Origin of the sequence: Microbacterium sp. BF1, assembly GCF_019279095.1 — a bacterium.
In the GTDB taxonomy this organism is placed as follows: domain Bacteria; phylum Actinomycetota; class Actinomycetes; order Actinomycetales; family Microbacteriaceae; genus Microbacterium; species Microbacterium maritypicum.
The window spans coordinates 1-10862 of record NZ_JAGYWT010000033.1; the positions used below are offsets into that span (position 1 = coordinate 1).

Annotated in this window: 9 protein-coding genes and 6 pseudogenes; 12 read left to right on the forward strand and 3 right to left on the reverse strand. The window is 67.6% G+C overall.

Going from position 1 to position 10862, the window contains the following annotated elements; translation table 11 throughout:
- A pseudogene (locus KZA10_RS02300) lies at positions 1 to 126 on the forward strand (metal-sensitive transcriptional regulator); the annotation flags it as partial.
- On the opposite strand, the pseudogene KZA10_RS02305 reads toward KZA10_RS02300, so the two are convergent.
- Positions 118 to 216, reverse strand: a pseudogene (locus tag KZA10_RS02305) (CopY family transcriptional regulator); the annotation flags it as partial. The pseudogenes KZA10_RS02300 and KZA10_RS02305 sit on opposite strands and share 9 nt — an antisense overlap.
- Between KZA10_RS02305 and KZA10_RS02310 the strand changes: the two are divergent.
- Positions 215 to 1219 (forward strand): annotated as a pseudogene (locus tag KZA10_RS02310) (TIGR04028 family ABC transporter substrate-binding protein); the annotation flags it as partial. The pseudogenes KZA10_RS02305 and KZA10_RS02310 sit on opposite strands and share 2 nt — an antisense overlap.
- A gap of 129 nt (positions 1220 to 1348) precedes the next feature.
- Here KZA10_RS02310 and KZA10_RS02315 read toward each other — a convergent pair.
- Positions 1349 to 1999 (reverse strand): annotated as a pseudogene (locus KZA10_RS02315) (NAD(P)H-binding protein); the annotation flags it as partial.
- 39 nt (positions 2000 to 2038) lie between these two features.
- On the opposite strand from KZA10_RS02315, the gene KZA10_RS02320 reads away from it, so the two are divergent.
- The 10 genes and pseudogenes from KZA10_RS02320 (at position 2039) to KZA10_RS02360 (ending at position 10165) form a co-directional block, all read left to right on the forward strand.
- A complete protein-coding gene (locus KZA10_RS02320) occupies positions 2039 to 2404 on the forward strand; it encodes a helix-turn-helix domain-containing protein (RefSeq protein ID WP_218682067.1) in 366 nt (121 codons plus the stop codon).
- Between the two features lie 99 nt (positions 2405 to 2503).
- Positions 2504 to 4045 carry an APC family permease gene (locus tag KZA10_RS02325; protein ID WP_218682068.1) on the forward strand — a complete coding sequence of 514 codons (1542 nt, stop codon included), beginning with the start codon at positions 2504 to 2506 and terminating at the stop codon, positions 4043 to 4045.
- Positions 4046 to 4047: 2 nt separating this feature from the next.
- Positions 4048 to 4515 carry a ribonuclease E activity regulator RraA gene (rraA, locus tag KZA10_RS02330; protein ID WP_218682069.1) on the forward strand — a complete coding sequence of 156 codons (468 nt, stop codon included), beginning with the start codon at positions 4048 to 4050 and terminating at the stop codon, positions 4513 to 4515.
- A gap of 42 nt (positions 4516 to 4557) precedes the next feature.
- Positions 4558 to 5406, forward strand: coding sequence for a tRNA pseudouridine(38-40) synthase TruA (gene truA / locus KZA10_RS02335; RefSeq protein ID WP_218682070.1), 849 nt, complete (start codon positions 4558 to 4560; stop codon positions 5404 to 5406).
- Positions 5407 to 5543: 137 nt separating this feature from the next.
- Positions 5544 to 6212, forward strand: a complete 669-nt coding sequence (locus KZA10_RS02340; protein WP_141387856.1) for an endonuclease/exonuclease/phosphatase family protein — start codon at positions 5544 to 5546, stop codon at positions 6210 to 6212.
- A gap of 185 nt (positions 6213 to 6397) precedes the next feature.
- Positions 6398 to 6844, forward strand: coding sequence for a 50S ribosomal protein L13 (rplM, locus tag KZA10_RS02345; protein ID WP_017828209.1), 447 nt, complete (start codon positions 6398 to 6400; stop codon positions 6842 to 6844).
- 27 nt (positions 6845 to 6871) lie between these two features.
- Positions 6872 to 7357: a 30S ribosomal protein S9 gene (gene rpsI / locus KZA10_RS02350; protein WP_017828210.1), complete on the forward strand. Its 486-nt coding sequence runs from the start codon at positions 6872 to 6874 to the stop codon at positions 7355 to 7357.
- 14 nt (positions 7358 to 7371) lie between these two features.
- Positions 7372 to 8571: pseudogene (glmM, locus tag KZA10_RS02355) on the forward strand (phosphoglucosamine mutase); the annotation flags it as partial.
- Positions 8562 to 9071, forward strand: a pseudogene (locus tag KZA10_RS17640) (DUF3459 domain-containing protein); the annotation flags it as partial. The pseudogenes glmM and KZA10_RS17640, both read left to right, overlap by 10 nt.
- An 86-nt stretch (positions 9072 to 9157) precedes the next feature.
- Positions 9158 to 10165 (forward strand): LacI family DNA-binding transcriptional regulator, encoded by a 1008-nt coding sequence (locus KZA10_RS02360; protein ID WP_218682071.1) that lies wholly within the window; start codon positions 9158 to 9160, stop codon positions 10163 to 10165.
- On the opposite strand, the gene KZA10_RS02365 is transcribed toward KZA10_RS02360, so the two are convergent.
- A partial coding sequence (locus KZA10_RS02365) for a rhodanese-like domain-containing protein (protein ID WP_256934313.1) occupies positions 10162 to 10862 on the reverse strand: 701 nt, incomplete at its 5' end. The two genes, KZA10_RS02360 and KZA10_RS02365, sit on opposite strands and share 4 nt — an antisense overlap.

Sequence of the window (10862 nt, forward strand, 5' to 3'; positions counted from 1 at the left end):
GTCGAGGGTCAGGTGCGAGGGATCGCACGGATGGTCGACGAAGACAAGTACTGCATTGACATCCTCACCCAAGTTTCTGCGGCGACGAGAGCGCTCGAAACGGTGGCGTTGTCGCTGCTGGGCGATCGCTTCGTTGGCCTCGCGGACCTTCTCCGCCGCAACCTCGCCACCCTCAGCGCTGGCCTCGGCAACGCAATGACTCAGATGATCGCCCATGCCCGCCGAGGGCGCAGACCCCGTCAAGGGAGGAACCCTCACCTACCTCGAGCACCAGGCGTACACGAACCTGTACCCGCCCCAGGCCGGCTTCTACCCGAACGGCGGCATCGTGAACAACATCGCGGCCCGTCTCACCTGGCAGAACCCGGACACGCTCGAGATCGAGCCGTGGATCGCCTCCGACTGGACGATGAACGATGACGCCACCGAGTACACGTTCGACCTCAACCCCGACGTCACGTTCTCCGACGGCACGGTGCTCGATGCCGCGGCCGTGAAGAAGAACTTCGACACCTACGGCCTGGGCGACGCGGAGCGGGGCCTCACGGTCTCGGAGGCGATCAACAACTACGCCAGCAGCGAGGTCGTCGACGAGGACACCGTGACGTTCCGCTTCTCGGCGCCGTCGCCCGGGTTCCTGCAGGCGACCTCCACCATCAACTCGGGTCTGCTGTCGCCGGAGACCCTCGACGGCACGATCGAGGACTTCGGCGCGGGCAACGCCGCCGAGATCATCGGATCCGGACCCTTCACGGTCACGGGCGAGAAGCTCGGCACCGAGTACACGCTCACCGCCCGCGACGACTACGACTGGGGTCCCGACAGCGTCGACAACGACGGCCGCCCCTACCTCGACGCCGTGCACGTGCTGATCACCCCCGAGGACTCGGTGCGCATCGGCTCGCTGCTGGCAGGCCAGGCCGACTACGTCCGCTACGTGCAGGCGTTCGACGAGGACCGCGTCGAGAGCGCCGGCTTCACGCTCTACGCCCCGCAGACCCGCGGCGTGAACAACTCCATCGCGCTGCGGCCCGAGAATCCGCTGCTCACCGACATCCGCGTCCGACAGGCCCTCATCGCCGCGGTGAACGCCCAGGAGGTCGTCGACACCCTCTTCACGGAGAACTACCCGGTGGCGACCTCGGTGCTGTCGTCCCAGGCGCTCGGCTACAAGGACGAGTCGGAGCACTACGCGTACGACCCGAAGAAGGCGGAGAAGCTGCTCGACGAGGCCGGATGGACGCCCGGCGCCGACGGCATCCGCGAGAAGGACGTCGAAACCGAGACGCACATACGAGACCTCGCGTCCGGTCAGCTCGGAGAAGGTCGCAGCGAGGTCGGAGTACGTCCAGGCGACGTCGCCCGCCAGCTCGTACACCTCGCCGATGTGCCCGTCTTCGAGCGCCACTGCGGCCGCAGCCTCGGCGAAGTCCCTGCGGCTCGCCGAGGCGACACGTCCGTCCCCGGCACCGGCGGCGAGCACGCCCGTCTCGGCGGAGGGGGTGAGGTCGGCGACGTAGTTCTCGGTGTACCAGTTGTTGCGGAGGATCACCGCGGGCACACCTGCGGCGGCGATGAGCTCTTCCGTCGCCTTGTGCTCCGGTGCCAGGATCAGGTCGCTCGTGGTGGCCTTCGGCACACTCGTGTAGACGAGCTTCGAGACGCCGGCGGCCTTCGCCGCATCGATGACCGCGCGGTGCTGGGCGACGCGCTGACCGACCTCGGAGCCGGAGACCAGCACGACGGTGTCGATACCCTCGACGGCGGTCGCGACCGAGGCGGCGTCGGTGTAGTCGAGGTGCACGACACGCACGCCCAGATCGGCGGCCTTGGCCGTGTTGCGAGCTCCGGCGACGATCGACTGCGGGTCGGTGCCGCGCTCGAGGAGGCCGGCGATGATGAGACGGCCGAGGTTGCCGGTCGCACCGGTGACGAGGATGGTCATGAGGGTCCTTTCGTAAGCGACATCCTCGACAACCCGAGAGCGGGCATCCCGCATTCCATCCAGCGGGTACCCACTTTGAAGTAAGGTACCCACATGACGGTTAGTTTCGCGCAGATAAAGGAATCCACTCCGTTCGTCTTCGATCAGAACTGCGGCACGCGCGTCATCCTCGATCACATCATGAGCAAGTGGGGCGTTCTCGTGCTCTCCTGCCTGTCCGACGGCACCCACCGCTGGGGCGCGCTGCGACGGGAAGTCGAGGGCATCAGCGAGAAGATGCTCGCCTCCACCCTGCGTACGCTCGCCGAAGACGGATTGGTGCACCGGGAATCCCTCCCGACCGTGCCGCCCCACGTGGAGTACAGCCTGACCCCGCTCGGGCGTGACCTGATGGAGAGGATGCTGCCGTTGATGGAGTGGGTGGCCGAGCACGCTGACGGCATGCTCGAAAGGCCCTGATTCCACGGATTCCGTCGTGAAGGTCCATTCCGCGCTTCGGATTCAGGCGGTCGAAGAAACCCGTTGACGCGATAACCGCGGTGGCTCTACTGTTCTGACATGCCAGCAACGACGCCGATTCATCTGGAACGACCCGACGGCAAGGGTCTGGCTGCGGGAACACTGGGGCTCTGGGGCTCGACCGTCATCGGTCTCGCCTCGACGGCGCCGGTCTACTCGCTCGTCGCGACGCTCGGCTTCGTGGTGCTCGCTGTGGGCGCCCAGGCGCCGATCGCCTTCATCATCGCCTTCGTCCCGATGCTCCTGATCGCCTTCGCCTATCGCGAGCTCAACAACGTGGTCCCCGACTGCGGGACGACCTTCACCTGGGGGACCAAGGCCTTCGGCCCGTGGGCCGGCTGGATGGGCGGCTGGGGTGTGGCTGTGGCCGGCATGGTCGTGCTCGCCAACCTGGCCCAGATCGCCTCGGTCTACTTCTGGTCGCTGATCGGGCAGGACCTGGAGAACAACGACTGGCGGGTCGTCGTGGTGGCCGTGCTCTTCATCGCGGCCATGACCTGGGTCAGCTGGCGCGGGGTCGAGATCGGCGAGCGCATCCAGAACATCCTGCTCGGCATCCAGTACCTCGCGCTCGCGATCTTCGTCGTCACCGCGCTCTGGCAGTTCTTCGCCGGCACCGCACCCAATCCGACCCCGTTCGACTGGGAGTGGATGAACCCGTTCGCGTTCACCGACTGGTCGGGGTTCACCGAGGCCATCCTGCTCGCACTCTTCATCTACTGGGGATGGGACACCTGCCTCGCCCTGAACGAGGAGACGAAGGACCCGAAGCGCATTCCGGGCCGCGCAGCGCTCCTGACGACCGTGATCCTGCTGTTCACCTACGTCGCCGTGACCATCGCGGCCATGATGTACGCCGGTCTCGGAGAAGACGGCACGGGCCTGGGCAACGAGGCGAACGCCGACGACTTCTTCCTGGCGATCAAGGACGGGCTGCTGGGACCGTTCGGCTGGGTGCTGGTGGTCTCGGTGATCATCTCGGCGATCTCGTCGACCCAGACCACGATCCTCCCCACCGCTCGCGGCACGCTCGCGATGGGTGTGTACCGCGCTCTGCCCGCCCGGTTCAAGGAGGTGCACCCGACCTACAAGACCCCGTCGTTCTCGACCATCGTGATGGGCGTGGTCGCGTCGCTCTACTACGTCGGGATGACGCTGATCAGCGACAACATCCTGCAGGACTCGATCCTCTCGCTGGGGCTCGCGATCGCGTTCTACTACGCCATCACCGGGTTCGCCTGCGTCTGGTACTTCCGCAAGGATCTGACCTCCTCCGCCCGCGAGTTCTTCTTCAAGGGCCTGTTCCCGCTGCTGGGCGGGCTCATGCTGGCCTGGGCGTTCATCCAGTCGGCGATCGACATGTGGGACGTCGACTACGGCTATACGGTCCTGTTCGGCATCGGCGGTACGTTCGTGATCGGCGTCGGCTCGCTGGCCTTCGGCCTGGTGCTGATGTTCCTCTGGTACCTGTTCCCTCGATCGAAGCGGTTCTTCCGCGGTGAGAGCCTGAACCGGGAGACCCAGGTGATGGTGCCGGACGAGCCCGCCGTGACGATCCGTTCCATCGACGGAGGCATCTGAGGATGCCGGTCGCGACGGCAGATCTCTACGACGAGCTCGAAGAGGGGATCCAGTCGCTCTCGCTGCAGCTGCGCTCGTTCGGCGGACGGTCGGCATTCGACGGTCCGATCCGCACCGTCCGCTGTTTCGAAGACAACGCGCTCGTGAAGTCCGTGCTGGCGACACCCGGTGCGGGCGCCGTGCTCATCGTCGACGGTGCAGGCTCGCTCGAGACGGCGCTCATGGGCGACCTGATCGCGGCGTCAGCGGTGGCGAACGGCTGGGCGGGTGTCGTGATCAACGGGGCGATCCGCGACCGCGTCGCGATCGATGCGCTCGACCTCGGCGTCAAGGCGCTGGGCACCAATCCGCGCAAGAGCGCCAAGCTCGGTGCGGGCGAGCTCGACGTCACGCTCGTGATCGCTGGAGTGGTGTTCCGACCCGGGGCGCATCTCTACAGCGATGAGGACGGCATCCTGGTCGAGCGCTGAGGGTCGCCCGGTGGTACCGGGCGCTTGTCCTAGGCTTGCTGCGTGCGCATCCGTCTCGACATCGCCTACGACGGCACCCACTTCCGCGGGTGGGCGAAGCAGCCGGCTCTCCGCACGGTGCAGGGGACGCTGGAAGCGGCGCTCGCGCGCATCGTCGGCTCCGACGTGCAGTTCGTGGTGGCCGGCCGCACCGACGCCGGAGTGCATGCGAGCGGGCAGGTCGCGCACGTCGACCTCGACGAGAAGCAGTGGTCGCGCATCGAAGCGAGGCAGGGGCGTGCACCGCTGGAACCAGCCGAGACCATCGCCGGGCGCATGCGGGGAGTGCTCGGCGCCTACTCCGATGTCACCGTGACCCGCACGTCGATCGCTCCTGAGGGGTTCGACGCGCGGTTCTCCGCCGTCTGGCGACGCTACCGTTACCGTCTCGCCGATGGGCAGGCGGGCTACGATCCGCTGCGCCGCCACGACACGACCGTCGTCCGCGGTCGCCTCGACGAACGCGCGATGGATGCCGCGGCGAGGACACTGATCGGACTGCACGACTTCGCGGCGTACTGCAAGCCGCGTGAGGAGGCGACGACCATCCGCACCCTGCTCGACTACCGCTGGGAGCGCGATGCCGACGGCGTGCTCGTCGCCGAGGTCAAGGCCGATGCGTTCTGTCACAGCATGGTGCGCGCGCTCGTGGGCGCCTGCGTGGCCGTGGGCGAGGGGCGCCTCGACGTCGACGACCTCGTGGTGCTGCGCGATGCGCTCACCCGGACCAGCGAGTTCAAGGTGCTGGCCGCTCGCGGCTTGATCCTCACCGAGGTCGGCTACCCCGCAGACGAGCTGCTCTCGTCCCGTGCCACTCAGACCCGCGCCCGTCGCGATGGAGCGAGCGGCTGAGATGACGGCGCCGCCCGGCAGCGTCGCAGACATCGTGATGTGCGCGTGCTCTCGGTCCGGGCGTTCTCGGAATCCGCTGGGGATACGACGACGATCCGGAGCCGGGGCACAGCAGGGGCGAGTAGCGTGGAACGGTCATGAAGGTCATCTCGTACAACCTCCAGAAGCACCGGGCCGCCGGCGAACTCGCGGCGCTGGTGCGCGAGCACGATCCCGACATCCTCTGCCTGCAGGAGTGCGACGTGCCCGAGCTGCCGGCGCAGATCGGCGATCTCGTGCTCGCGGACGCCACCCAGGGCAACCGCCTCGGACTCGCGCTCTTCTATCGCGCGAGCACGTTCCGCCTGCAGGCGATCCGCATGCTCGGCCTCAAGAAGTCGCTGCACGACCGCATCGCGAAACCGGCGCACGAGCGCGTGCTCGGTGCGCGGCTGAGCGACATCGACGACCGCCAGGATTTCATCGTCGCCTCGTTCCACGCAGCACCGCTGACCGCGTTGAACTCCCTGCGACGCCACCAGATCCGTGCCGCGCTCACCGACCTCGCGGCACTCGGCGAAGGTCTGCCCCAGCTGATGGTGGGGGACTACAACTACCCGATCTTCAAGGAGAACCTCGGCCAGGCCGTGCGCGACCACGGGTACGCGCTCTCTCTCAGCGACGACCACACCTACACGCGCTACCGCGTCTTCCGCGGGCACTACGACTTCGCCACCTCCACGGGGTTCGAGATCGAGCGCATCACGACCCTGCCGCAGGGGGCGAGCGATCACCGGCCGATCCTCGTGACGGTCAAGCCCGACTGAGCCCGTGGTTTGGGCATACGGCTCGGCGTGGCGTATGATTTCTCTTTGGTGCCTTTCCCCGCTCGCGGAGAAGGGGCATCGTCCGAACGTGAGCCCTCCACTGGCGTGTTCCTCCCTGTCGGGAAGAACCACCCCGGAGTGGGATTCACGAACTTCTCCGTTCGACACAAGAAAGCAGCACTATCGTGACGCGCACTTACACCCCCAAGGCTGGCGAAGTCCAGCGCGATTGGGTCGTCATCGACGCCACCGACGTCGTTCTCGGCCGTCTGGCCTCGCACGCCGCTACGCTCCTGCGTGGCAAGCACAAGCCGACCTTCGCCAACCACATCGACTCGGGTGACTTCGTCATCATCGTGAACGCGGAGAAGGTTGCGCTCACCGGTCAGAAGCTCCAGAAGAAGATGGCCTACCGCCACTCCGGTTACCCGGGCGGCCTGAAGTCGGTCACCTACGCCGAGCTCCTCGAGAAGAACCCGGTCCGCGCTGTCGAGAAGGCCATCCGTGGCATGCTCCCCAAGAACAGCATCGGCCGCCAGCAGCTGTCCAAGCTCAAGGTGTACGTCGGTGCCGAGCACCCGCACGCCGCGCAGCAGCCGACGCCGTACACCCTCGACCAGGTCGCCCAGTAAGCGCCGTAAGACTTAAAGGACATACTCGTGGCTGACATCCAGGATACCACCGAAACCCCCCAGAACTTCTCGACGTCGACTCCCGAGACCGACGTGGTCGAGGCGGCTCCCCGCCCCGTCCTCAGCGTCCCGGGTGCCGCTGTCGGCCGTCGCAAGCAGGCCATCGCCCGCGTGCGCATCGTCCCCGGCTCGGGAACGATCACGGTCAACGGCCGCACGATCGAGGACTACTTCCCGAACAAGCTGCACCAGCAGCTGATCAACGACCCGTTCACCGTGCTGAACCTCGCCGGTGCATACGACGTCATCGCGCGCATCTCCGGCGGCGGCCCCTCGGGCCAGGCCGGTGCGCTTCGCCTCGGCATCGCCCGTTCGCTGAACGGCATCGACGAGGAGAACAACCGCCCGACCCTGAAGAAGGCCGGCTTCCTCTCGCGCGACGCCCGCGTCAAGGAGCGCAAGAAGGCTGGACTCAAGAAGGCCCGTAAGGCGCCTCAGTACTCGAAGCGTTAAGGTCAACTGCTCCGATGCCGATCTTTGGCACGGACGGTGTGCGAGGACTCGCCAATGGCATCCTCACCGCCGACCTGGCGCTCACCCTGGCCCAGGCGACTGCTGTCGTCCTGGGCCAGGGCCGTACTGCGGAGGCTCGCAAGGCCGAAGGCAAGCGACTCACCGCAGTGGTCGCCCGAGACCCCCGGGTCTCCGGACACTTCATCGCCGCGGCCGTCGCCGCAGGTCTCGCCTCCTCCGGAGTCGACGTGCTCGAGGCGGGAGTCATTCCGACGCCCGCGCTCGCATTCCTCGTCGCCGACCGTGACGCCGACTTCGGCGTGATGATCTCGGCGTCGCACAATGCTGCGCCCGACAACGGGATCAAGATCTTCGCCCGCGGAGGCCGCAAGCTTCCCGACGTGGTCGAGCAGCGCATCGAAGAGGCCATGGCCGGCGACAAGCTGCGCCCGACGGGTGCCGGAGTCGGTCGCATCGATCGGTTCTCCGACGCCGAGGACCGCTACGTGGTGCACCTGCTCGGATCGCTCCCGAACCGCCTGGACGGCATCCACGTGGTGCTCGACTGCGCCCACGGCGCGGCATCCGGCGTCTCACCGGAGACGTTCCGCGACGCCGGCGCCGAGGTGACCGTCATCGGGGCAGACCCCGACGGCTGGAACATCAACGACGGTGTCGGCTCGACCCACCTCGACAACCTCGCCGAGGCCGTCGTGCGTCTGGGCGCCGACATCGGCATCGCTCACGACGGCGACGCCGACCGGTGCCTCGCGGTGGATGCCGAGGGAAACCACATCGACGGTGACCAGATCATGGCCATCCTCGCGGTGTCCATGAAGGAGCGCGGTCACCTCACCGACGACACCCTCGTCGCGACGGTGATGAGCAACCTCGGTCTGCATGTCGCGATGCGCGAGCACGGGATCACCGTCCGACAGACCGCTGTCGGAGACCGCTACGTGCTCGAGGACATGAACGAGGGCGGCTACGCGCTCGGCGGCGAGCAGTCCGGTCACGTCATCATGAGCGAGTACGCCACCACGGGTGACGGAATCCTCACAGGCCTGCACCTGGTGGCCGAGATGGCGCGGCAGAAGAAGTCGATCGCCGAGCTCGCATCGGTGATGACCATCTACCCGCAGGTTCTCATCAACGTGCGCGATGTCGACAAGGACCGCGTCTCCGACGACGAGGTCGTGCAGCAGGCCGTTCGTACCTGTACCAGGGCGAGGAGCTCGGGCTGCCCGAAGCCATGGAGATCCCGGACGAGTACCGTCAGGACCCGACCTGGTTCCGCACGAACGGCGAGCGCTACGGACGCGACGGATGCCGCGTGCCGCTGCCCTGGGAGGCGGAGGCTCCGGCGTTCGGCTTCAACGACACCGGTCTCTCGTGGCTCCCGCAGCCCGCCGACTGGTCGACCTACGCCCGCGACGTCGAGGAGGTCGACCCCTCGTCGACGCTCGCGCTGTACAAGCGTCTGCTGGCCGCTCGTCGTGAGCACGGCTTCGGCAGCGGCTCCCTGGTCTGGGAAGACGCCGGTCCCGACGCGGTGGCCTTCCGCCGCGGTGACGTGCACGTGGTCGCGAACCTCGGCACCGCGCCGATCGACCTGCCGGCCGATGCCCTCGTGATCCTGCAGAGCCAGCCGTTCGAAGGCGCATCGATCCCGGTCGACACCGCCGTCTGGTACACCACCGCAATCCAGGCCTGACAGGCCCTTCCGGTCGCGATTCCTGCCGCTCACTCCCCCGTGAGACGACAGGAATCGCGACCGGAGCACTTTTCGAGAAGGAACACATGGCCAGCATCGATGAGGTCGCCCGGCTCGCCGGAGTCTCCACCGCGACCGTCTCGCGCGCACTGAGCGGACGCGGCCATGTGTCCGAGTCCGCGAAGGAGAGGGTGCAGGCCGCGGCGCAGTCGCTCGGCTACGTCGTCTCGTCGCGCGCTTCGAGCCTGGCCTCCGGTCGCACCCGCAACGTCGGCGTGATCGTCCCCTTCCTCGACCGGTGGTTCTTCAGCACGGTGCTCTCCGGCGTCTCCGCCGCTCTCATGCGCGCGGGCTACGACATCACGCTGTACAACATCACCGCCGACAAGGACGTGCGCCGCCACGTGTTCGACACGTTCCTGCGTCGACAGCGCGTGGATGCCGTGATCGCGGTGTCGATCGAGCTCGACGAGGACGAGACGCAGCACCTGCTCGACCTCGGGCTTCCCGTGATCGCGATCGGCGGTCCGAACCCGAAGCTCGACACCCTCACGGTCGACGACGTCGCGGTCGCGCAGCTGGCGACCGAGCACCTGATCAGCCTCGGCCACACCGACATCGCGCACATCGGGGCGAACCCCGAGTTCGACATCGACTTCCACATCCCGACCAACCGCCGCCTGGGCTTCGAGAAGGCTCTGGCGAAGGCCGCCCTCCCCCTGAACCATGCCTTCCTCGAACCAGCCGACTTCACGGTCGAGGGCGGATACCGGGCGGCCAAGCAGCTGCTCGGACGCCCGGGACCCCGCCCGACCGCGGTGTTCGCGGCGTCGGATGAGATGGCCATCGGCGCCCTGCTCGCGGCTCGCGACCTCGGCTTCAGCGTGCCGGAGGAGCTGTCGATCGTCGGCATCGACGGGCACGAGCTCGGCGAGTTCTTCCGCCTGACCACGGTCGATCAGTTCCCGCTCGGACAGGGAGAGCGGGCAGCGGATGCGGTGCTTGCGAAGCTCGCCACCCCGGATGCCGTGCACATCCCCTCGGCGCTGCCCTACGAGCTGAACGTGCGCGGGACGACCGCGCGCCTGCTCTAGCCGCGAAGCAGGGTGGCGTCGCGCCAGGTGCGATAGCCGCCGTCGAGGTTGCGCGCGTCGACACTGTGCTGCCGGAGGATCCGGGTGGCGATGTGCCCGCGCAGTCCGACCTGGCAGTGGACCACGACGGGCCCGTCCGGCAGTTCGTCCCGCCGATCCCTGAGCTCATCGACCGGCACGTTGAGGGCACCGGGAATCGCCCCGGCCGCGAACTCCGCGGGCGAGCGCACGTCGATCAAGGTGGCTCCCGCCGTCTGCGCGGCCTCGAGCTCATGCCACTGGATCGTCGGAGTGGTGCCGGTGCGGGTGTTCTCCGCGACGTAGCCGAGGATGTTCACCGCATCCTTCGCCGAGCCGAACTGCGGCGCGTAGGCGAGCTCGAGATGCGCGAGCTCGGCCGCGGGCATGCCGGCCTGCATGGCCGTCGCCACCACGTCGATCCGCTTGTCCACACCGTCCCGCCCGACGATCTGCGCCCCGAGGATGGCGTCGGATCCAGGGTCGGCGAGCAGCTTCATCGACAGCGTCTCGGCACCGGGGTAGTACCCCGCATGGGATCCGGGGTGCACGTGCACGACGTAGAACTCGCGCCCCGCCGCCCGGAGCTGCCGTTCACTCCACCCCACCTTCGCCGCGGCGATCCCGAACACGCGGACGATCCCGGTGCCGAGTGCGGGTCGCACCGTCTCGGTCCGCC